This is a genomic window from Pseudoalteromonas sp. 11L1 (assembly GCF_055397545.1).
This window is the reverse complement of sequence record NZ_AP041141.1, coordinates 2,808,822-2,831,044: the sequence shown is the minus strand read 5'-3', so window position 1 is coordinate 2,831,044 and position 22,223 is coordinate 2,808,822. Positions and strand designations below refer to the sequence as shown.

General features: G+C 40.8%; 19 protein-coding genes. 10 read left to right on the top strand and 9 right to left on the bottom strand.

Annotated features, from left to right (window positions below):
- Positions 1-11 precede the first annotated feature (11 nt).
- From ACZ5WS_RS13220 to ACZ5WS_RS13190, 7 genes are all read right to left on the bottom strand, one after another.
- Positions 12-2,828 carry a TonB-dependent receptor gene (locus ACZ5WS_RS13220; RefSeq protein WP_464709006.1) on the bottom strand — a complete coding sequence of 939 codons (2,817 nt, stop codon included), beginning with the start codon at positions 2,826-2,828 and terminating at the stop codon, positions 12-14.
- A gap of 169 nt (positions 2,829-2,997) precedes the next feature.
- Entirely contained in the window at positions 2,998-3,441 is a 444-nt protein-coding gene (locus tag ACZ5WS_RS13215) for a ferritin-like domain-containing protein (RefSeq protein ID WP_290170743.1), read from the bottom strand.
- 161 nt (positions 3,442-3,602) lie between these two features.
- Positions 3,603-4,541: a LysR family transcriptional regulator gene (locus ACZ5WS_RS13210; RefSeq protein WP_008468187.1), complete on the bottom strand. Its 939-nt coding sequence runs from the start codon at positions 4,539-4,541 to the stop codon at positions 3,603-3,605.
- A gap of 16 nt (positions 4,542-4,557) precedes the next feature.
- Entirely contained in the window at positions 4,558-6,276 is a 1,719-nt protein-coding gene (gene aceK / locus ACZ5WS_RS13205; RefSeq protein ID WP_464709003.1) for a bifunctional isocitrate dehydrogenase kinase/phosphatase, read from the bottom strand.
- Between the two features lie 183 nt (positions 6,277-6,459).
- Positions 6,460-6,951, bottom strand: coding sequence for a DUF4124 domain-containing protein (locus ACZ5WS_RS13200; protein WP_138607000.1), 492 nt, complete (start codon positions 6,949-6,951; stop codon positions 6,460-6,462).
- Between the two features lie 145 nt (positions 6,952-7,096).
- The gene (locus tag ACZ5WS_RS13195; protein ID WP_138606998.1) at positions 7,097-8,593 is read right to left on the bottom strand and encodes a DUF3413 domain-containing protein; all 1,497 of its coding nucleotides are present in this window, start codon (positions 8,591-8,593) and stop codon (positions 7,097-7,099) included.
- A 5-nt stretch (positions 8,594-8,598) separates the two neighbouring features.
- Positions 8,599-8,811: a YejL family protein gene (locus ACZ5WS_RS13190; RefSeq protein ID WP_008109847.1), complete on the bottom strand. Its 213-nt coding sequence runs from the start codon at positions 8,809-8,811 to the stop codon at positions 8,599-8,601.
- 63 nt (positions 8,812-8,874) lie between these two features.
- Between ACZ5WS_RS13190 and yejK the strand changes: the two genes are divergently transcribed.
- On the top strand, positions 8,875-9,891 hold the full coding sequence (gene yejK, locus ACZ5WS_RS13185; RefSeq protein ID WP_109874826.1) for a nucleoid-associated protein YejK: 1,017 nt from the start codon (positions 8,875-8,877) through the stop codon (positions 9,889-9,891).
- Positions 9,892-10,375: 484 nt separating this feature from the next.
- Here the strand turns inward: yejK and rne are convergent, their stop codons facing one another.
- The gene (gene rne / locus ACZ5WS_RS13180) at positions 10,376-13,570 is read right to left on the bottom strand and encodes a ribonuclease E (RefSeq protein WP_464709000.1); all 3,195 of its coding nucleotides are present in this window, start codon (positions 13,568-13,570) and stop codon (positions 10,376-10,378) included.
- A gap of 775 nt (positions 13,571-14,345) precedes the next feature.
- On the opposite strand from rne, the gene rluC reads away from it, so the two are divergent.
- Positions 14,346-15,305, top strand: a complete 960-nt coding sequence (gene rluC, locus ACZ5WS_RS13175) for a 23S rRNA pseudouridine(955/2504/2580) synthase RluC (protein ID WP_054200702.1) — start codon at positions 14,346-14,348, stop codon at positions 15,303-15,305.
- Positions 15,302-15,961 (top strand): HAD-IA family hydrolase, encoded by a 660-nt coding sequence (locus ACZ5WS_RS13170; RefSeq protein ID WP_464708997.1) that lies wholly within the window; start codon positions 15,302-15,304, stop codon positions 15,959-15,961. Before rluC ends, ACZ5WS_RS13170 begins: the two co-directional genes overlap by 4 nt.
- A 4-nt stretch (positions 15,962-15,965) precedes the next feature.
- Here the strand turns inward: ACZ5WS_RS13170 and ACZ5WS_RS13165 are convergent, their stop codons facing one another.
- Entirely contained in the window at positions 15,966-16,571 is a 606-nt protein-coding gene (locus tag ACZ5WS_RS13165) for a Maf family protein (RefSeq protein ID WP_464708996.1), read from the bottom strand.
- A 131-nt stretch (positions 16,572-16,702) separates the two neighbouring features.
- Here ACZ5WS_RS13165 and yceD point away from each other — a divergent pair, with 131 nt between their 5' ends.
- The 7 genes from yceD to fabF all read left to right on the top strand — a co-directional run bounded on the left by yceD (position 16,703) and on the right by fabF (position 22,192).
- Positions 16,703-17,227, top strand: a complete 525-nt coding sequence (gene yceD, locus ACZ5WS_RS13160; protein ID WP_008109862.1) for a 23S rRNA accumulation protein YceD — start codon at positions 16,703-16,705, stop codon at positions 17,225-17,227.
- 9 nt (positions 17,228-17,236) lie between these two features.
- On the top strand, positions 17,237-17,407 hold the full coding sequence (gene rpmF, locus ACZ5WS_RS13155; RefSeq protein ID WP_008109865.1) for a 50S ribosomal protein L32: 171 nt from the start codon (positions 17,237-17,239) through the stop codon (positions 17,405-17,407).
- Positions 17,408-17,419: 12 nt separating this feature from the next.
- A complete protein-coding gene (plsX, locus tag ACZ5WS_RS13150; RefSeq protein WP_008467405.1) occupies positions 17,420-18,457 on the top strand; it encodes a phosphate acyltransferase PlsX in 1,038 nt (345 codons plus the stop codon).
- A 55-nt stretch (positions 18,458-18,512) separates the two neighbouring features.
- On the top strand, positions 18,513-19,439 hold the full coding sequence (gene fabD / locus ACZ5WS_RS13145; RefSeq protein ID WP_075169378.1) for an ACP S-malonyltransferase: 927 nt from the start codon (positions 18,513-18,515) through the stop codon (positions 19,437-19,439).
- An 11-nt stretch (positions 19,440-19,450) separates the two neighbouring features.
- Positions 19,451-20,197, top strand: coding sequence for a 3-oxoacyl-ACP reductase FabG (gene fabG / locus ACZ5WS_RS13140; protein ID WP_131690862.1), 747 nt, complete (start codon positions 19,451-19,453; stop codon positions 20,195-20,197).
- Between the two features lie 250 nt (positions 20,198-20,447).
- Entirely contained in the window at positions 20,448-20,684 is a 237-nt protein-coding gene (acpP, locus tag ACZ5WS_RS13135; protein ID WP_008109873.1) for an acyl carrier protein, read from the top strand.
- Positions 20,685-20,953: 269 nt separating this feature from the next.
- Positions 20,954-22,192, top strand: coding sequence for a beta-ketoacyl-ACP synthase II (gene fabF / locus ACZ5WS_RS13130; RefSeq protein ID WP_138562960.1), 1,239 nt, complete (start codon positions 20,954-20,956; stop codon positions 22,190-22,192).
- The last annotated feature ends 31 nt before the right edge of the window (positions 22,193-22,223 follow it).

The following is a 22,223-nucleotide window of genomic DNA, read 5'->3' as shown; positions in this document are numbered from 1 at the left end:
AATACAATAGATTAAAATTGATAATTAATACCGACCATGCCGCGAACACCATAATACTCAACTTGCAGTGGGCGATTTTCATCTCCCAAATAATATTTAAGCGGTTCGTTAGTTAGGTTATTTAATTCAAGATAAACTAATGCATTTTCGTTAAGCTGGTATGACGTAGTAAAATCAACACTAACATTTTCGCCATAATAGCTATCCGATTGCCGATCACTGCCATGCTCTTCGATGTACTCGCCTTTATAATTTAGGGCAACCCGCGCAGCAAAGAAGCTGTCATCGTAATATAAGGTAAAGTTATAGAGGTTATCGGCTTGACGCGGAATCGCTACTTTATCGTCGCGACCTGGAATATTCATTTGTGAGTCCATAAATGTCGCATTCACCATTACTCCAAAGCTATCTAGGGTAGGATTGATGAAGCCCAAATCGCGATTAAAGGCCATCTCAATACCTGCAAGCCATGCGCTGTCGCCATTTTCTGGGCGCACAATATTTACACCACTGTTATCATTAAACTGACCAATTGAGCTACTTTGAAAAATTGGGTCGCTAATGTCCTTGTAAAACAGGCCTGCAGAGACTAAACCAACACGTTCAAAGAAATGCTCAACCATCAAATCAACATTATTTGAGTAGGTGGGCTCGAGTTCGGGGTTACCGGTAACAAGTTCGTTATCTGCTTCTAAGTAGGTTGCGCCTGGTGTTAAAGAGCCAAAGTCAGGACGTGAGAACGAGCGGGTTAATGCTAAGCGGTAATTGGTTTGCTCGCCGCTGTGATAAGTAACATGTAATGCAGGTAACACCGATAGGTAATCATTTTTAGCATGACTTGGTGTAACTCTATCTTCATCAGCCAGGTATATATAACCATTCACCTCAGTATCAGTTTGAGTTAGGCGCAAACCACCTAGTATTTCCCAGTCGTTATTAATTGTATAGGTTGCCATACCATATAGTGAGGTATGCTGCTCGTTAACATCAAAGTTACGTCCTAACGCACCGCCATTTTCAATTAAGGCAGACTCACTTTTATCAAGTACGAATTTGTCTTTATTGTTATTCCAAAACTGCGCAAGATCACCGGTATCAACAACTTGCGAAAATTGCTGTTGGTAATCAATAGCTAATTCATTTAAAAAATCATTGCGGCCTGGCTGATCTGCCAAAGTAAAGTCACTTAAGCTTGGCGCAGCGCCATAGTTTGCTTCATCCCACGCGTAAAATTCATCGCTAAAGCGCGCGACACGTTCTTTATCACGGTATTTGGCACCTATTTTTACAGTTAAGTTTGCATCTACTTGCCATTCGAAATCGGCACTCGCGACAATTTTATCTTTCTCATTAACGAATATTTTATATAACTCTACCCATGAAAGATTAGTATTAGCAGGATCGAACGAAAAATCACTAGGTAAATGGTTACTGATTGCATTCCATGGATCGCTGCCACCATCAATCGTATTATAAGCGTAATTTTTGCCTGTACCTCTGTCTTCTAGTCCTTGAAAACCAACCTGTTTTTGGTCAAATCTGACGACAAAATAACTGTTGTCTTCGCCATTTGGGGTATTGCCATAACGAAATTCATTCTCGTAACTTGATAACTTCCAACTCAGGGTTTTGTCATAACCAAAATAATGCTCAGCCTCCAGCTCAAGCCCAGTCATTTCGGTAATTAATTCATTGCGGATATGTTGTACTTCAGCGCGATTTTTATCAAAGCGCATACGGTGCTTATAATGTGTTTCGTCATCAATTAAAGTCCCATACATTGCTGTGGCGCTAATTGTGCCTTGTTCAAGTTGATACTCAACAGCACCATTAAGCCCATAAGTTTCGCGCGTGCCGGTATAATCTCGTAACTCTAAGCGATAAATGCCTAAACCATCATTGCCACGGCGCGGCTCATAGTTATCAGTGGCCCAGTCACGTTGCCACGCAGTCGCATTGATCAAAAAACCTAACTTGTCGTCTAGTAAGCGGTCGCCGTAAAGTAAGTTTGCTGAATAATTAGTGCCATCGGCAAGCTCATTTTGACCAATTGCAAAATTAGTATTAAACACAAAATCATCGGGCGCTTTTTTAGTGATAAAATTAACATTACCGCCAATGGCGTCACCTTCAAGGTCAGGGGTTAGCGCTTTCGACACTTCGACAAATTCAATTAATTCACTAGGGAAAAAGTCAAAAGCTGTTGCTCGACTGGTGGTTTCTTCTTCAGCCGTTGGTAAACGATCGCCGTTGATACTCGCAGAGCTCCACTGTGCCGGTAGACCGCGCACAGCAACAAAACGACCTTCACCTTGGTCACGTTCAATCGATACTCCAGGTATACGCTGTACAGCTTCAGCTGCATTTCTATCAGGTAGTTTTCCAATACCGTCAGCAGAAATAATATTTTTAATACTTTTGGCATTTTTTTGGTTATTAGCTGCCGCCATTTCACCGCGCTGAATTTGGCCGACAGCAATTATTTCTTCAATGGCGTTATTATTCTTTGCAGCAAAAAGAGTGATTGGTTTTAGCTTTTTTATTTCGCCTTCACCAACAGTAATATCAACAAAATAGGGCTGATAGCCTAAATAAGTCACTTTAAGTTGGTGTTTACCAGGATTTAACTGCGGTAACTCAAATTGTCCCTGATAGTTTGTTACGGTACTTTTACCAGTACCAACTACTGTGATTAATGCGCCAGAGAGCAGTGATCTACTATCTTCTACAGTGCCTACAAATGTAGCGTTACCGGCAACGGCATCTTGGGCAATAAATAACGGGCTAGTACACAGTAATATAGCAGTGGCTATTGCATGTCGTTTCATTATTAGTTTTACCTTAAGTTTATTTTGGTCTAGACCAGATGTTTTAACTAATAATAGTGATGAATTTTTACAAACATGTGACGAAACTAATTTTTTTCACAGGAGGGGATTTTTTTAAGGTAACAAAAAGCCCAGCACTAAGGCTGGGCGGTTATTCTTTGTATTAAACTTAATGTTTTTGCATTTTACTCATTTCAGCATGGCAGCTCTGCATAGTAAGTAATACCTTTGATAACGCTGCTTCACAATCATGGGACTGAGGTTTTTTCAACGCTATTTTAATTTCTTCTAAGGTTTTATCTTCTACTTCCTCAAGCTCTTTAACGTAGGTTTGATCGTTATCGTTAGTAAATTTACTAATCAAAGTTGTGAATGCTCGGCGCGCTTCTACAACAAACGATGAGCCATCTTCGCGCTCACCCTGTTGATTAATTGCGTAAGGTTGTAAACTCTCCACACTGACTTTACGAGCGTCAATCATACGTTGAAATAGGGCACCTATTGCGGGGTCCTTTACTTTATCTTGTGCTGTTTGGTAAAAGTCGATGCCGCTATTCATTACTTGGATAATGTCGGTAATATGATTAATTTCTTGTCCTTGATGGGTGCTCATAATAATGACCTCTGTTAATTTAAAATACTGTCATTACTAAGCAAGCGCTATTCCAAGTAGGTTGTTTTTTTAAGTGTTTGTATTTTATGGTTTTTAATTGTTTAGTAGGCTTGCTAACTGAGCGTTAGCAAGCAAATTTTACATAAAAGTTTGTAAGAAGGTTATTTTAGCTCATCCGCTACTTCAGCTACTTTTTGGCGTAACCAAATATGACTAGCGTCTCTGTGTAATAAAGGGCTCCATATCATATCAAGTTCAAATGGCGGGATAGGAAAGGGGGGCTCCAGTATTTTAAGCCCAGGATCGTCTAAATAAATATTAGCCGCTTTTGAGGGCAAAGTCGCAACTAAATTTTTCTCTTTGGCTAAGTGAACAGCCACATGGTAGTTACGAGTAAAAGTGGCAATATTACGGTGTTTACCAAAATGAGCCAGTGCCTCATCAACCCAGCCCAGCTTTTGCACATCTTTAGGGTCCATCCCCACACCAACACCAAAGCCTGTTTTACTTACCCAAATATGGCGAGCTTTTAAATAGCTGTCTAGGCTAAAGTTTTCAATAATGGGGTTATCTGATTTTACTAAACAACAAAAGCTGTCTTTCCAAATACGTTTATGATGAAACGATTGTGGTAAATTTTCAAAGCGGTTAATCGCCATATCAACTTTACCGTTTTCAACATCGTGAAAGGTAACATCACTAGGGGTTAAAATATCTAAGGTGGTGTCGGGCGCTTCTTCGTGTAGTTTCCCTAATAAACGCGGCGCCATGGTACTGGCCGCGTAATCACTGGCCATGATCCTAAACACTCGCTTACTTTGTTTAGCTTCAAACTCACGGTTAGGTGCCAGAGTTTCTTCAAGAGTCATCAAAATTCCACGAATTACTGGCTGCAACTCAATAGCACGCTCAGTCGGCACCATACCATCGCTGGTACGCACTAAAATAGGATCGTTAAAAAGGTTACGTAGGCGTTTAAGTCCGTTACTCATTGCCGGTTGAGTAATACTAAGCTGGTTTGCAGCACGAGTAACATTACATTCGCGCAGTAATGTATCGAGGTAAACCAGTAAATTTAAATCTATTTTACTTATATTCATTGTGTGTCCTTAACGTTTACCAATAATGGATAAAACGCTGTGCTGTAGGATAGGGATAAATGTGACTCACCTTTCCATTTTTTATATTTTGTTGTGCTTGTTTCCAAAAGTTAACATCAAGTAATTCAGGGTGCGTGCTAGTTAAAAATTGTTTATATGTTGGATTGGGCATAACAAAGGTACATAGCTGCTCTGGAAATACATCCTGAGGGGCAACCGAGTAACTTTGTTCATCCATTAAATAATCGTCATAACTTTTTGCCTTAGGTAGTGCTCTAAAGTTCATGTCTGTTAAATATTGCACTTCGTCGTAATCGTAAAAAATAATCCGTTTGTGCTTACTTACCCCAAAGTTTTTTAACAACATGTCGCCGGGGAAAATATTCACAGCAATCATTTCTTTGAGCGCTTGGCCATACTCTTCTATGGCATCGGCGGCACTTTTTTCATCTGCATTTTCTAAAAACAGATTCAGTGGCGTCATTCGTCTTTCAATATATAAATGTTTTATTATTAACCAGTCACCTTCAATGACCATTGATGATCCAATGGTTTTATACAACTGCGCTAACAAGTTACTATCAAAACGCGCTAAAGGAAATACGACGTTTGAATACTCTATGGTGTCGGCCATTCGCCCTACACGGTCGTGGCTTTTAACCAGTTGATAGCGTTTTAATACCGTATCACGACCAAATGGTTTACTTTCGCCAAATTTATCTTTAATAACTTTAAATACATAACCAAACGAGGGGAGGGTAAATACCATCATCACCATGCCGGGTGTACCAGGTGCAATGGTAAATTGGTCATTAGAGTGAGTTAAATGATTCAAAAACTCACGGTAAAACTCAGTTTTTCCTTGTTTATGAAAACCAATGGCGTTGTAAAGCTCGGCTAAAGTTTTATTTGGCATGAGTTGGTTTAAAAACCGCACTAACGCTGAGGGGGCGTGAGTTTCTACCATAAAGTAAGCTCGTGCAAAGCCAAAAATAACCCGCATTTGCGATGACTTAGTCAGTAGGGCATCAAGATATAACCCTTTATCTTCATGATGAAGTACCGCAATGATAAAAGGTTGAACGCCGCTTTGCGATACGACACGTCCTACAATATACGCTGCTTTATTGCGGTAAAACGGCGTGTGTAATATATCAAAACGCATTTGCCAATGCTGGTGGTGAGTATCGGGAGCTTGCTTATAAAACGCTTTTACTAATAAACGAATATCACGCTCAAGGTTGACAAAATCGGCTTTAAAATCAAAGTGGTTAATAATACGTTTAATTGTTGGTTTTAAACCATCCACGACGGGGAAGTAACTTCTATATTCAGCCTCTACTGGCACTGAGGGCGCATCTTTGAGTGTCGCTTCAACGAAAATAAAGTCGTTATGAAAATAGCGGCGGTGGTACAAGCGGCAAAATACAGAATTATAAAATGTTTCGGCAAGCTCAGCCTGCGGGTGAAAACATAAAAAATGCTGGTAAATTTTCTTTACTTCAAGCCATAAACTTTCGTTTAGCTGGTCTGTTTGTTGGCGTTCACGTAAGGTTTTTGTGGTTTCGTTAACCCGATCATCGTAATAACTAATACGTAGGCGGCTAATATCATTAATTGCTTGCCAATCTCTTTTAGCAAACGCATGAGGCGCTTTTGCTGTTGTTCTTTGAAACAGCAGGTAATGTTTTTTAAATCCGGTTAATATTAACTCAGCAATTTGGCGTGGTTGCATCAGTACTCCTTAATTGACGCCTTTGGGTGTTTAGTAAAGTGCCGGTGGATACCATTTAATTTGTAAAAGCGGGTCAAAGGAAATTGCACCACTAAACACGCATTAGAGTTTGTACTCTATAGTTGTTAAGGGTATGTTATTTTATGTTTAAAACCAAGCAAATTAAGATGATATTTATTTAAGTTAGTTAGAGTCTGTTTGGTAGGCATCAATCTTTTTTTGTAATTTCTTAATTCGTTTTTCAATTAATTTTTTATCTTTTTTATATTGCTTATCTAAACTTTTTTGCGTTTTTTTAATATCTTTTCTAATTCGTTTTTTATCATCGGCACTTAATATATGATTCAAGCGTTGTTGTTGTTTAAAATCAGCACGGTCTTTTTCTCGTGAAAGTATAGCGAGTTTATGCTGGTTACTGCGCAGCTCTGCCTCTAAGTTAGTAATTATGGTGTCGCGCTCAAGCTCGTTTAACTGCTTAGTGTAGTTTATTTCTTCACCTGTTTGTTTTGGCTCAGTGGCAGTTATTTTATGCATGGTTGCATTGTTACTACAGGGCAATTGTGAAAAGGTAGTCCCTTTTGGGGTTACGCATTTGTAATAGGTAGTTTGGGCTAGTGCAAGAGAGCTAAAGCATAAAAGGCAGGCAGTAATGATCAAATTAATAACGTTGAACATAATGATGATCCTTTGCGCATTCTGATCGAGTTAAAATGTTTTAATCCTAAAAACTATAACTTAGCTGAGGGGGATAGCAAGTGCAAAGGAGCAATAACAAAAACCAAGCGAGTCAGTTTTAATGGCTCGCTCATATTATGAGGTGCTATTGAGAAAACGTTTTAAGCTTTTTAATACTGTGTACTAAAAACGGAATATCAAGTCCTTGCTCAATAGAAAACCCTTCAGCCGCGGAAATGTTTCTAAAGTTTCCATCACGATCAATCAGCGTAATTCTATCTTTTTTATAAGCAATTACGACACCTTGTGAGTAATTAACGCCAATATTATTGCTTTTACTGTATAAGTTTTCGCCTAGCATAGTTTGCTTAGCAAGCGCATTACAGTTTAAGTATTGGCCAAGGCTAGTAGCAATAATATCACTAGGTTGAATTAAGCCATTCACTTTAGAAATAAACTTATCTGAGCTATATAGCGTTGACGTGGTTACTATTTCATTGCTGTTTTGAGACACACTAAATGCAAAAAACTCAGTAGCATCATCACGAACCGTTGCATTTTCAGTCGCTTTAATCACCCTGATTGCACTGTCTTTGTGTGCTTGCTCGTTAATAAAGCTCAGCTCATCAATACCAAATACTTTTACACTTCGACGTTGGCTTTGCCAAACGGGTAAGGTTTGTTGCTCAATAATGTCGGTTTTATAAAATGCAGGCAGGCCATACACCAAACCAAATAGCATGTCGCTCTGATCGGTGGGTTGTAAAAATTGTTGGTTTTTATAAATGCTTTTTTTGCTAGCAACAAATTTTGTTAACTGCTCGTCATTATCAAAAACTAAAATATCAACTTTAGCCGCGTTGTAATCTTCACATTTTGCTAATGGGGTAGGTATTTGGTAATTAATACCTTGGTTATTAATTTTAACATTATGTGCCTGTTCGTAGCTTTCAACATCCAATAAGTCGTTTTTAGCGAGTAAACTTTTGGCTGTAGTAGGGTACGAAAGTGGCAGTACGTTGTCTTGCTTGGTGATATCAAACTTTAAATTTGCATCAGCCCAAATATGAATGCTGTGGCTTAATGCAAAACAAATCACTAAAAAAGAACCTGCATAACGCGCAAATTTAAATTGCTTTAAGCGTGCTAGATGGTGCCAAGTAAAGTTACTAACTGTAAGCTGAAAGCCTAAAATAAGTAATACAATACTTCCTGCTAGCAAGGTAGTGAGCGCCGGTGAATTTGTTAAGCGGTGCCACAACAGCGAAATAATTTCAGGCAGTGCTGAGGCATTTAAGTGATAGCCTAAGTTAAAATACACATAAGCGTCTAAAGTCAGTATTGAAGCACCTATTGTTGCTATCACTGCCGCCATGCCGCGAATATGCTGCGGATAGGGGAACACTAAACTTAAAGGAAAGACCGTCAGCACAAACGCTAAAAAGGCAATAAAGCTGGTGTGGCTTAGCCACGTAACCACCATATAAGCGATACCTATAAAAGTGGTGGGTGGCGAGTCGGCAAATAAATAGCTTAAGCTAATTAAAAGCGCCAAACCAATATTGGCAAATGTAAACCAATGGCCCCAACTTAATAATTGACTTGCTTTCGATGAAAACTGGTTATGCTGCGATAAATTCATAGAGTTTATTTAACCGACTGAGCGAGTGCTTTTGCAAAGTTCTCAGTAACAGCTTGTCTTTTCCCTGTTGGTACATGCTCTTTTAAGATATGCGTGATAGAATTTCCTAAACACATAAGACTTAAATCAACCGGCGCATTGTGTTTTGATAAAACATCAATAAGCTGATCGACGATTTGTTCTACTTCTTCATTAGAGTATTTTGATAAGATTGGCATCAGTTGGTTCAATAAAAATAGTTATATTCCCGTATTTTAACACCAGAGGCGTGAAAAACAAAGATGGCAATAGATGTTAAAAAATTAGTCGTGCACTATGTAGACAAAAAAGATGACGACACCCAAATTCACCTTCGCAACGACGAAATGATGATCAACGACAAAGTTGCTGTATTCATTGAGCAATTACACCACGCCTACAACGGCAAGCCAGGCAAAGGTTTTTGTGCTTTTAGTGGAGAAAAAAACAGCATTGTTGCCTCTACTATGCAAAGCTATCGTAATAATGAGCTTGGCTTTTGGCATATGACCGAGCAGGCATCAACGGTATTAAAAGAAGAGTTAGATAAATACGCCTTTAATGAAACTGGCTACTTAGTATTTTGTCATTATCAGTACGTGGCTACTGATTATATGTTGATTGCCATGATCAACATTAAAGAGCACTACTCCATGACTTCAGAGCTTGATTTAGCCGCATCGCGCCATTTAGATATTTCGCGTATGCAATTGGCTGCTCGCATCGATTTAACAGCATGGGATACCCAAGCAGACGATAATCGATATATTTCGTTTATTAAAGGTCGTGCAGGGCGAAAAGTGGCTGACTTCTTTTTAGATTTCTTAGGTTGTGAAGAGGGCATTGATCCTAAGCAACAAAGTCAAGTAATGCTAAGCGCGGTAGAAGATTACTTATCAGAGCAAGAATTTGATAAGTCTGAAAAGGACGATTTACGTAAGCAAGTATTTGACTATTGTAATGACTGTGTCACCACAGGCGAAGAGGCTAATGTAAGTGAACTTTCAGCAACGCTGACCAAAGGCGACGACAACCCGTTTGAGAGCTTTTGTAAAGAGCAAAGCTATGACCTAGAAGAGTCATTCCCAGTCGATAAGAAAACAGTAACGAGTATGGTGAAGTTTTCAGGCTTAGGTGGCGGTGTGAGCATTAGCTTTGAGCGTAAACATTTAGGTGAGCGTGTAACATACAACGAAGCAACAGATACACTGGTAATAAAAGGCATTCCGCCAAACCTAAAAGATCAGTTACAGCGCTTTATGGAGCAAGAGCAAGATTAAACTCACAGCGGGCTACGGGTTTTGGGATCAGGCTCGTAACCCTAACCCCGCAGCCCGCCCCGCTAACTTTCGATTATAATTTTACCCTCTAAAAGCGCAGCGTCTCTTAGCCCTCTTTGTGAACAATTTTCTTAAGATCTAATTGCACTAAGAGAAGAGAATGAGGATTAAATGAGAAGATAAAACAGGTATTAGCAGATAACTGGTAGACGTAGAGCTTGCTCACGTGTGAAGCGAAGCTTCAAATGTTTTAACCTTTAACCTTTAACCTTTAACCTTTAACCTTTAACCTTTAACCTTTAACCTTTAACCTTTAACCTTTAACCTTTAACCTTTAACCTTTAACCTTTAACCTTATAACCTTTAACCTTTAACCCACTCCTCGCAGCCCGAACCCCGTTGCCAGTTACATAAATTCCAAGCAATAAAAAACCGCGTTAAAATCAATTAACGCGGTTTTTTAGCTTTTAGCTGAACTTAGTGCTTATTCAGCATTAAGTGTTTTAGTCATTGCAGAGCTTGCACGACCAGCAGGTTTTACCGAGCCAGGGCGAAGGCCACTGTCAGGGATTAACTCACGCTTGTCATGTGCCATTGCAACTGATGTATGCTTGATTTCGCTATCAGCTACAGGTGTTGGCTGTGCCATTGGCGCACTTGCATGTCCAGCTGTAATCACTGTTTTAGCGTTTACATTAGTAGAGCTCGCTTGCGACACTGTCTCAGGCTGACTTTCAACTACAGGCGCTTCTTTAGCTTCTACAGGTGTTTCAGTAGCACTAACCGGTGCGGTTTCTGCTTCAACAGCGACTTCTTCAGTTTGTACTGGCTCTTCAGTTTTCACTGGTTCTTCAGATTGTACTGGTTCTTCAGTTTTAACTGGCTCTTCAGTTTTCACTGGTTCTTCAGATTGTACTGGTTCTTCAGTTTTAACTGGCTCTTCAGCTTTAACTGGTTCTTCAGCTTTCACTGGTTCTTCAGCTTGTACTGGTTTTTCAGTTTGTACTGGTTCTTCAGTTTTAACTGGCTCTTCAGCTTTCACTGGTTCTTCAGCTTTCACTGGTTCTTCAGTTTTAACTGGCTCTTCAGTTTTTACTGGCTCTGCAGTTTTTACAGGTTCTTCAGTTTTCGCTAACTCTTCTTCAACAATGTTTTGTTCAACTGCATCAGAGGCATCAACAGCCGTTTTGTGTGCTTTTGCTTTTAGCTCTGCTTCGTATTCAGCTGCAGCTTGATCAGCAACGGGTACAAACGCAGGCGCTTCATCAGACTTTTCTTGCGCGTTTTCACCTTCAGGGCGACGACGACGCTGACCTGATGCACGAAGATGACGTGGTGAACGACGTGAACGAGTGCGTGTTTGCTCTTGTTCTTCATCTTGTGATACTGCGTTATCGTTTGAATCAACAACAGCTTCTGCTTGTTCTTTAGCAGGTGCAGGTGCTTTTTCATCTGATACAGGCGTTTGCTTTTCAACAACAGGTGCTTGCTCTTTCACTTGTGGCTTTTCTTCTTTCACCACAGGTTGCTCAACAGGTTGTTCTATTGTTTGAACTTGCTCAGCACTTTCGTCTTGTACGCGAACTTTTTTGCGTAAATTACGACGTTGACGACGTACTTTAGGCTTTTGCTCTTTTGGCTCAGCATTCTTATCAGATTTAGGCGCAGTATCCGCTTTTTGAGTTGCCTCTGCTTTTACTTGCGTTTTATCTTCTGTTTTATGCTCAGGACGTTTACGCGTATTTGAATTACGACGGCGCTTATTGCGATTCTCATTCTTTTCTTGCGTATCGCTTACAGGTGCTGACTCATTTTTAGTTTCAGAATCTGTATTACGTTCGTTGCGTGGTTTATTACGTGGGTTATTATTGCGACGACGTTGGTTGTTACGACGACGATTATCATTGCCACGGTTGTTATTGGTACGCTCTTGAGATTTCTTCTCAGAAGACTCTTGTGTTGTTTGTTCACTTTCGCTTGCAAATAACGACTTAATCCATTTGCCAAGTGCAGTAAATAAGCCAATTTCAGCTTTTGCTTCTACTACTGGCGCAGCTTTTGCTGCTACTTGTGGAGCAGGGCTAGAAGGCATAACGACACCTTTAAGCTTCGGCTCTTCACGTACAGGTGCTGCTGGCGATTTAGACATTTCAAATGCTTCAGGCTCAGGCGCAACAACTTGCTCGTAGCTTACAGTTTCAAGCGTTTCATCTTTACGTAAACGCATTACTTCGTAGTGTGGTGTTTCCATGTGTTGATTAGGAATAATCACTACGTCACATTTGTGATGCTTTTCAATGCGGTGAACGCTACGACGTTGCTCATTTAATAAATAAGCGGCAACAGCAACAGGCACTTGTGCGTTTACTTGTGCAGTGTTGTCTTTAATTGCTTCTTCTTCAATCAAGCGTAAAATTGATAGTGCAATTGACTCGTTTGAACGAATAGTACCTTGGCCGCTACAACGTGGACAAACACCTTGGCTTGCTTCACCTAGTGAAGGGCGTAAGCGCTGACGCGACATTTCAAGTAAACCAAAGCGCGAAATTTTGCCAATTTGTACACGGGCACGATCTGGGCGAGCAGCATCTTTTAAGCGGTTTTCTACTTCACGTTGATGACGTGGAGGTGTCATATCAATAAAGTCGATAACAATTAAACCACCTAAGTCACGTAAACGAAGTTGACGTGCAATTTCATCCGCTGCTTCTAGGTTGGTGTTAAGTGCTGTTTCTTCAATATCACCGCCTTTTGTTGCTTTAGACGAGTTAATATCGATAGACGTAAGTGCTTCAGTAGGGTCAATAACAATTGAACCGCCTGACGGTAAACGCACTTCACGTTGGAACGCAGACTCAATTTGGCTTTCAATTTGGTAATGCGTAAATAATGGTGTGTCACCTTGATAAAGCTTAACGCGGCTCATAAAGTCAGGACGAAAACGCTCAATGTGCGCTTTAGCTTCTTCAAAAACACGTGGCTTATCAATTAAAATTTCACCAATGTCACGACGTAAATAATCGCGAATAGCGCGGAAAATCACGTTACTTTCTTGGTGAATTAAGAATGGTGCTTTAGCACTGTCTGCCGCTTGTTGAATGGCTTCCCAGTGGACTAATAATGCTTTTAAATCGTAGTTTAGTTCTTCAAACGATTTACCTACACCCGCAGTACGTACAATTAAGCCCATACCTTTAGGCAGTTCTAAGCGGCTTAGCGACTCTTTAAGTTCAGTACGCTCATCACCTTCGATACGACGAGAAATACCGCCAGCACGAGGGTTGTTAGGCATAAGCACTAAGTAGCTGCCGGCAACACTGATAAAGGTAGTTAATGCTGCACCTTTTTGGCCGCGCTCTTCTTTATCAACTTGTACGATTACTTCTTGACCTTCTTTGATCACGTCGCGAATATTCGGACGACCATGGAAGGTGTAACCTTGCGGGAAGTAAGTACGAGCAATTTCTTTTAATGGAAGGAAACCATGACGATCAGCACCGTAGTCAACAAATGCTGCTTCTAAAGATGGTTCAATGCGTGTGATTTTGCCTTTATAAATATTGGCTTTTTTCTGTTCGTGACCTGGGCTTTCTATATCTAAATCATATAGGCGCTGGCCGTCAACCAGTGCTACGCGCATTTCTTCTTGCTGCGTTGCATTGATTAGCATACGTTTCATAATGTTACTCTACTAGTTTATGTCGCTGACATGACGATGTTTTTCTCGCCTGTTCAGGTGTTCCTATTTTTAGAATGTGCAGCCTCACGACTGGGTCTTTAACGGAACGGCTCTGTATTTTGGTACGCAGTATTTTAAATGCCGGCAAACAATAGGGTGTTATCACACTATTAAATTCTAAAAGGATTCAAATGTGTCGGCTATTTAGCTCAATGCACATTTTATCCAGAAGTTGGCCTGTCATATCAATCTTGTTAAATGCATTCATATTAGGTGCGTAGGGCTCTTTAGGTTCAAACCATAGTTTCGTTTTTAAAACTACCGTTATCTATTTTATGAGCAAAAATCGCTACCGATGTTAATGAACGCTTATTTATTAGATTTTTTTAGTTCTAAATAAGCTGCTGTACGGTACTACTACAATATTTGAGCGAATTCTGAACGGCGTGTTGTTACGCCGTCACTATCAGACAAATTATCTGTTCATTGCTTTTACTATCACAGTAAAAATCAATTCATGTTCAAACTTAACCTGCAATATATTACGCGCATTGCCGTTAGTTGTGCGCACGTGTTAACTGGGTATGTATAAAAGCTTTGGAAAACTTAACTCGGATCTGTATGATCGGTTACCCAGAATGTGCATCACGAATGTTTTGTTGTGTTAAAAAGCACCGTTGTTATTTGCAAATACTTAATATTTGCGCTGCTGATTATCCCACTATTATAACCGTGTTAGCAACTAAATTATTTTACTTAAATCAGTGATTAGGCAATGTCAGAAAAAACCGGCTTACAAGTAACTTTTGTCACTATCAACGAAGACCACTTAGGTCAGCGTATTGATAACTTTCTTATTACCCATTTAAAAGGGGTGCCTAAAAGCGCAGTTTACAAAATTCTTCGTAAGGGTGAGGTGCGTGTAAATAAAAAACGTATTAAGCCTGTTTATAAATTGCAGCTAGACGACGTTATTCGTATACCGCCAATTAGAGTGTCAGAGCGTGAAGAGTTTGTACCGTCAAAACTCGATAAAGTAACGCGCCTCGAAGACGATATATTATTTGAAGATAAATACCTGATTGTTATTAATAAGCCCTCAGGTATGGCTGTGCATGGCGGTAGTGGCTTAAGCTACGGGCTTATTGAAGCATTACGTGTTTTACGCCCAGAAGAGCGTAGCCTTGAGCTTGTGCATCGGTTAGACCGCGATACCTCAGGTTGTTTACTCATTGCTAAGCGACGCTCAGTGCTGACCGCTTTGCATGAGCAATTACGCGAAAAAACCATGGAAAAAAATTACTGGGCATTGGTAGAAGGCCAATGGGACTCTAAAACGAAAAATGTAACTGAAGGCTTGCGTAAAAATACCCTTAAATCGGGTGAGCGCGTAGTACGTGTTGATAACACGGAAGGCAAACCGTCGCATACTCGTTTTAAAGTGCTTGAGCGTTATAACGATTGTTCATTAGTACAGGCATCCCCTGTAACCGGTCGTACTCACCAAATTCGCGTGCACACTCAGTGCCAAGGCCATGCAATTGCGTGTGATGACAAATACGGCGACCAAGGGTTTGACGAGTCAATGCGTAAACGTGGTTTAAACCGCTTATTTTTACACGCTCATGATTTAAGCTTCTACCATCCTAAAAACGAAACCACCATGCGAGTAGAAGCACCGCTGGATAAAGCACTATCAAGCTGTTTGGTCAAACTTAGAGCAGCAAAAGCGTGAATTTAACGCCGATTAAAAAATATAAGCTAGTGATTTTTGATTGGGATGGCACCATCATGGATTCAATTAGCAAAATCGTTAATTGCATTCGCAAAAGTGCCCAATCACTTAATATTGAGCCGCCAAGCGATACCGCCAGTAAAAATATTATTGGTTTATCGCTTGAAAACGCAATCGCAACCTTGTTCCCTGATCACAGTGAGCATCATGAAGCGCTTATTGCAGGGTATAAACAGCAATATGCACTTGATACCACCCCAACACCGGTGTTTGATCACGTTGCACAGGTATTTACTGCGTTAAAAAGCCAAGGCGTAATATTGGCAGTTGCTACAGGTAAAAGCCGAGTAGGACTGGAACGTTTATTGGATGTAAGCCAGTTGCGTCACTTTTTTAGTGCTACGCGAACCAGTGACGACGCTAAATCAAAACCCGCTCCCGATATGCTTTATCAATTGCTTGAAGAGCTAGGGTTAAGTGTTGATGAAGCGCTAATGATAGGCGACACCCAAATAGATATGGCAATGGCAAAAGCCGCTGGCATGGATAGAATAGGGGTAACCATGGGTGTGCACAACGCTGCGCAACTCAATGAATTAACCCCAATTGCAACCGCTAACAACTATCAGCAGTTGCAAAATATATTACTCGGTTAATCAGTTAATTTGCGCTAGGCACTTGCGCTGCTAATACATCAACACCAAACTCAGCCAATAATTGGCTGAGTTTAATCAGTGGTAAACCAATTAAACTGTTTGGATCATCACCACTGAGTCTCTCAAATAAACAAATACCCAAGCCTTCACTTTTAAAACTTCCTGCACAGTTATAAGGTTGCTCTGCATCGCAATAAGCACTTATTTGCGCCGTTGTTAACGTTTTAAAGGTCACATTGAATGGCTCAACAATGGTTTTGCATTGCTTAGTGTCTATATCGTACACACACAAGCCAGTTAAAAAAGTGACTGTTTGCCCGCTAAATAAGCTCAATTGCTTTATTGCGTTTTCTTTATTGTGCGGCTTACCTAATATTTGCTGATTAAATACAGCAACTTGGTCGGAGCCAATCGCTAGGCCTTGGTCAAAATGATCGATGGCTGCAGCCGCTTTTAATTCACTGAGGCGCTTAACAAGCGTGCTTGGTGTTTCGTTTTTATGCGGCGTTTCGTCAACATCCGGCGAAAACGCTTCAAACGGCAGATTAAATTTTTGTAATAAAGACTGCCTAAATGGCGAGCTTGAGGCTAATATAAGGGAGTGCTTCATGGCATGTTTTCCTAGCGTAAATCAGATTGAGTTAGGATAAATCAGATCCGTGAGTAAAACACGTGAAAAACAACGTAAAATTGGTTTTTTACTTTGACTAACTTACTAACTATCTATATGATGCAGCCCCTATGCAAAAGGTGAAAATTCCCATCACCCTTCATCCGGGCAAAGCAGCTCAGCATCGTTTAAAGTATGACGGCGTTGTACCGCTTGAGAAACTTCCTCGTTTACGAGGGGTTATCCAGGAAGAAGTAGGTGAAATAGCGGTAAAAATTCATTGCAAAAACGATGAGCAAGGTTTAGTTGTGATTAGTGGCAATTTGTCCACACACGTAACTGTCACTTGTCAACGTTGTAATGGTGATTTAGGGTTGGATTTGGATCAAGACTTTGTGTATTCGCCAGTCGGTTTGGATGCAGAGTCAGATGATCTTCCAGAAAGCTACGACGAAGTAGCACTTGATGAAAATGGTGAAATAGACGTGTTTGAGTTAATCGAAGACGAGCTTATTTTAGCAGTGCCATTAGTGCCTACCCACAACGAAGCTTCATGCAGTTATACAGCAGAGCCTGCCAGCTTTGGTGTTTTAAAGGCGGAAGATGATAAACCAAATCCATTTGATATTTTGAAACAACTTAAGAAAGATTCTTAGGAGAAGACTATGGCTGTACAAAAAAGCAAAAAGTCTCGTGCAAGACGCGGCATGCGCCGTTCACACGATGCGATCAGTGGTCCAACTTTAACTGTAGACCAAACATCTGGTGAGACTCATCGTCGTCACCATGTGACTGCAGATGGTTACTACAAAGGCGTTCAAGTAATTTCTAACTAAGAGATTGCTTATATGCTGACTAATCTAACCATAGCGTTAGATATGATGGGGGGCGATTATGGCCCCCGTTCATCTATCCCCGCAGCCGTTCGTGCGGTAAATGCTAATGCCAACTTAAAACTCATTTTATGTGGCAACGAGCAAGTAATAGCTAAACAATTAGAATCACTCGATTCACTTTCTCATCCCAGATTAATAATCCGCCATTGTAACGACGTTGTTACCAATGCCTGCGAACCCGCTGTTGCTGTACGCTCAAAAAAAGATTCCTCCATGCGAGTTGCCCTTGATTTAGTTAAATCGGGTGAAGCGCAAGCCTGTGTTAGCTCTGGCAATACAGGGGCGCTATTTTTTATGGCGCATTACGTATTAAAAATGCTTCCAGGGGTTAAACGTCCCGCACTTATCTCTGCTGTACCTACTGAACGTAAAAACCCCGTTTACCTACTCGATTTAGGCGCCAACGTGCATTGTGATGCACAAATGTTGTATCAGTTTGGCATTATGGGATCAGTGGTTGCAGGTCAAGCACTTGGCTGCGATAACCCTAAAGTGAGTTTATTGAATATTGGTGCTGAAGATATAAAAGGCCACGAAGAAATTAAGCAAGCCGCACAATTAATGCAACAAAGCGAGCTGATTAATTATATTGGTTACAGTGAAGGCAGTGATATTTTTTCTGGCAAGGCCGATGTTATTGTCTGTGAAGGCTTTGTTGGCAATGTTGCACTTAAAACCTGTGAAGGCATTGCTAAACTTATCATGAAAAAGTTTACCCGTGCCCTCGAAAAGCACGTCGTTTACAAGTGTATGGCGTTTATGTTGGCGCCAATCATAAAAAAACTCTATAAAAGAGTGAACCCCGACCAGTATAACGGCGCTTCTCTGGTAGGATTGCGCGGTATTGTTGTTAAAAGTCATGGAAATGCCTCAGCTAAAGCATTTCATGCTGCAATCGACGAAGCAGTGAAAGAAGTAGAACGTCAACTTCCAGATAAAATAGCTGCTATTTTCGAAAAAACACATTCTAAAGACACGGCGGTTGAATAACAGTTAACGTGCCGTGTTACACATTATTTATTTTGTTTAATTATAAGAGCAAATTATGGCACAAAAAATTGCACTTCTTTTTCCAGGTCAAGGCTCGCAAACTGTGGGTATGTTACAAGAGCTACTAGCGAGTTCTGACATAGTAAAAGCTACATTTGCAGATGCTTCAACCGCACTTGGTTACGACCTAGCAGACCTTGTACTTAACGGTCCAGAAGAAAAACTAAATCAAACACACCGTACTCAGCCTGCATTATTAACCGCAAGCGTGGCTATTTATCGTCATTGGTTAGCTGCAAACCCAGATGCAGACGTTGTTATGGCAGGTCACAGCTTGGGTGAGTATTCAGCTTTAGTATGTAGCGATGTGATCAGTTTAAGCGAAGCCGTAAAACTGGTTGAAAATCGCGGTTTATACATGCAAGAAGCCGTACCTGCTGGTGTAGGTTCTATGGCCGCAATCATTGGTTTAGGCGACGATGAAATTAAAGCCGCTTGTGCAGCAGCGGCACAAGGTGAAGTGGTTTCTCCAGTAAACTATAACTCGCCAGGGCAAGTGGTTATTGCCGGTCATAAAGATGCAGTTGATAGAGCCTCTGTTGCTTGTAAAGAAGCCGGAGCAAAACGTGCACTGCCATTATCGGTAAGTGTACCGTCACATTGTGAACTAATGAAACCAGCCGCAGAAAAATTAGCCGCCGATTTAGCCGCTTTAACATTTAATACACCTAAGTGTGATGTAATTAATAATGTTGATGTAAAGGCTGAAGGTTCAGCAGATGCAATTAAAGAGGCATTAGTACGCCAGTTATATAGCCCAGTACGTTGGACCGAAACGGTACAAGCACTGGTTGCACAAGGTGTAACGCAAAGTTATGAATTTGGTCCTGGTAAAGTACTAACCGGGCTTGCAAAACGTATTGATAAAGCGATGGTGTGTGGTTCAGTTAACGACCTTGCATCAATCGATTCAGCTAAATAAGAGTATATAAAATGAGTAATTTATTTTCTTTAGAGGGCAAAGTTGTCCTGATCACTGGCGCTAGCCGTGGTATTGGTAAAGCTATTGCAAACACATTAGTAGCGCAAGGCGCAAAAGTAGCGGGCACGGCAACAAGCGAGTCGGGTGCGGCTAATATTAGTGAGTACTTAGGTGATAACGGTAAGGGCTATGCGTTAAACGTAACTGATCCTGCATCGATTGAGGCGACATTAGCGGCAATTAAAGCCGATTTAGGTGATATTGATGTATTAGTAAATAATGCAGGTATTACGCGCGATAATTTATTGATGCGCATGAAAGAAAATGAGTGGGACGATATTATCGATACCAACTTAAGCTCTATCTTCCGTTTATCTAAGGCCGTACTTCGCCCAATGATGAAGAAAAAGAACGGCCGTATCATCAATATCGGCTCAGTAGTGGGAACTATGGGTAATGCGGGTCAAGCCAACTATGCAGCTGCTAAAGCGGGTGTTATCGGCTTTTCTAAATCACTAGCGCGTGAGGTAGCCTCTCGTGGTATTACAGTAAACGTGGTTGCACCTGGTTTTATTCAAACAGACATGACCGATGATTTGACAGATGAGCAAAAAGCAGCAACGCTTGCAAACGTACCTGCGGGTCGTTTAGGTCAGCCAGATGAGATTGCAGCTGCAGTATGTTATTTAGCATCTGACGCCGCTGCGTATGTATCAGGTGAAACTTTGCATGTAAATGGTGCGATGTATATGGTTTAAGTTCGCAATGCGAATTAAATAAACTATAAATTGCATGCGGGTTTGCTAAAAAATATTGAATTTTTCGCAAACTTGCTTTAAACATACTTGAAATCGCTGTGAAAATAAGCGATAAAAGATAAAATAAACACTCAAGAGGTTTGACCAGCAAATTATTTATGGTCAAAAGATTGAATCAGAGAATTATCGGACGTAAACTACGCCGCAATCTGAAAATAACGCATTGGCGTTTTTAATAAAGGAAAGAAGAATGAGCGATATCCAAGAACGCGTAAAGAAAATTATCATCGAACAGCTAGGTGTTAAAGAAGAAGAAGTTAAAAACGAAGCTTCATTCGTTGATGACCTAGGTGCAGACTCTCTTGATACTGTTGAATTAGTAATGGCTCTTGAAGAAGAGTTCGACACTGAGATCCCAGATGAAGAAGCTGAAAAGATCACTACAGTACAATCTGCAATCGATTACGTTACAGCTCACGCTGAGTAATTAATCGCAAATTAAGGGCAGCATTCGCTGCCTTTAATCTTTATATCCAAACCACCTCAAAGTACATGATTCAATTCCAAACCCTCACTCATCATCAGCAATTAAATTGTTATTGCTCAGCGTTGGTTATTGGTTTGAGACTCGCACTTTGAGGTAGCTTGGGTATGATCATCCCCCATACTAATAACATAACTAGCAACAGCGTTAACGCTGAAATAAACTGAGCTAAGTTAATTGGTATAATAATAATTCCTTATTGGAGGCAAACCGTGGCTAAACGTCGTGTCGTCGTAACTGGCTTAGGAATGTTGACGCCGCTAGGCAATGATGTTCAATCAACCTGGCAAGGCTTATTAGATGCTAAAAGTGGTATTCAAAATATTACCCACTTTGATACATCAAAATTTGGTACTCACTTCGCTGGTTTAATCAATGATTTTGATGCATCGGCTTATATGTCACCAAAAGATGCTAAAAAAATGGATTTATTTATCCAGTATGGCATTGCAGCGGGTGTTCAAGCTTTTCAAGATTCTGGCCTCGAAGTCACTGAACAAAACGCAACACGCATAGGTGTAGCGGTGGGTTCAGGCATTGGTGGCTTAACCCTCATTGAAGAAAACCACATAAAATTATTAAACAGCGGCCCACGTAAGTTATCGCCGTTTTATGTACCGTCTACCATTATTAATATGATCTCGGGTCATTTATCTATAATGCACGGCTTACGTGGTCCTAATATTTCAATTGTAACGGCATGTACTACAGGCCTGCACAACATTGGCCATGCCGCTCGTATGATTGCCTACGGCGATGCCGATGCAATGGTTGCCGGTGGCGCAGAAAAAGCCTGTACACCAATTGGAATGGGTGGTTTTAATGCCGCACGTGCGCTTTCAACGCGTAATGACGATCCACAAGCAGCGTCTCGTCCGTGGGATAAAGACCGCGACGGTTTTGTGCTTTCTGATGGTGCCGGTGTGGTGGTTGTTGAAGAATACGAACACGCGAAGGCACGTGGCGCTAAAATTTATGCAGAACTTGTTGGTTTTGGTATGAGTGGTGATGCGTACCACATGACCTCACCACCAGAAGATGGCGCAGGTGCAGCTCTGGCTATGGAAAACGCATTAAATGATGCGCAAGTAAATGCAGAGCAAGTTGGCTACATCAATGCACATGGTACGTCTACTCATGCGGGCGACAAAGCAGAAACGTCAGCGGTTAAAACTATTTTTGGTGATTCAGCTAAAGATGTAATGGTAAGTTCATCTAAATCTATGATGGGTCACTTACTTGGAGCGGCGGGCTCTGTTGAGTCGATAGTATCTATTTTATCGTTGACCGAGCAAAAAGTGACGCCAACGATTAACTTAGATAACCCAGATGAAGGCTGTGATTTAGATTACGTACCGCATACAGCACGTGATGCTAAACTTGATTACGCTTTGTGTAACTCATTTGGGTTTGGTGGTACTAATGGCTCGTTACTGTTTAAAAAGGTATAATCTTTTTTAACAACGAACGACAATAAGAACC

Coding starts and splice junctions, on each gene's coding strand:
- yceD (WP_008109862.1), top strand. CDS start 16,703: ATGCAAAAGGTGAAAATTCCCATCACCCTTCATCCGGGCAAAGCAGCT.
- rluC (WP_054200702.1), top strand. CDS start 14,346: ATGTCAGAAAAAACCGGCTTACAAGTAACTTTTGTCACTATCAACGAA.
- rne (WP_464709000.1), bottom strand. CDS start 13,570: ATGAAACGTATGCTAATCAATGCAACGCAGCAAGAAGAAATGCGCGTA.
- fabG (WP_131690862.1), top strand. CDS start 19,451: ATGAGTAATTTATTTTCTTTAGAGGGCAAAGTTGTCCTGATCACTGGC.
- ACZ5WS_RS13190 (WP_008109847.1), bottom strand. CDS start 8,811: ATGCCAATCTTATCAAAATACTCTAATGAAGAAGTAGAACAAATCGTC.
- acpP (WP_008109873.1), top strand. CDS start 20,448: ATGAGCGATATCCAAGAACGCGTAAAGAAAATTATCATCGAACAGCTA.
- fabD (WP_075169378.1), top strand. CDS start 18,513: ATGGCACAAAAAATTGCACTTCTTTTTCCAGGTCAAGGCTCGCAAACT.
- ACZ5WS_RS13210 (WP_008468187.1), bottom strand. CDS start 4,541: ATGAATATAAGTAAAATAGATTTAAATTTACTGGTTTACCTCGATACA.
- yejK (WP_109874826.1), top strand. CDS start 8,875: ATGGCAATAGATGTTAAAAAATTAGTCGTGCACTATGTAGACAAAAAA.
- ACZ5WS_RS13220 (WP_464709006.1), bottom strand. CDS start 2,828: ATGAAACGACATGCAATAGCCACTGCTATATTACTGTGTACTAGCCCG.
- plsX (WP_008467405.1), top strand. CDS start 17,420: ATGCTGACTAATCTAACCATAGCGTTAGATATGATGGGGGGCGATTAT.
- aceK (WP_464709003.1), bottom strand. CDS start 6,276: ATGCAACCACGCCAAATTGCTGAGTTAATATTAACCGGATTTAAAAAA.
- ACZ5WS_RS13195 (WP_138606998.1), bottom strand. CDS start 8,593: ATGAATTTATCGCAGCATAACCAGTTTTCATCGAAAGCAAGTCAATTA.
- rpmF (WP_008109865.1), top strand. CDS start 17,237: ATGGCTGTACAAAAAAGCAAAAAGTCTCGTGCAAGACGCGGCATGCGC.
- ACZ5WS_RS13165 (WP_464708996.1), bottom strand. CDS start 16,571: ATGAAGCACTCCCTTATATTAGCCTCAAGCTCGCCATTTAGGCAGTCT.
- ACZ5WS_RS13215 (WP_290170743.1), bottom strand. CDS start 3,441: ATGAGCACCCATCAAGGACAAGAAATTAATCATATTACCGACATTATC.
- ACZ5WS_RS13200 (WP_138607000.1), bottom strand. CDS start 6,951: ATGTTCAACGTTATTAATTTGATCATTACTGCCTGCCTTTTATGCTTT.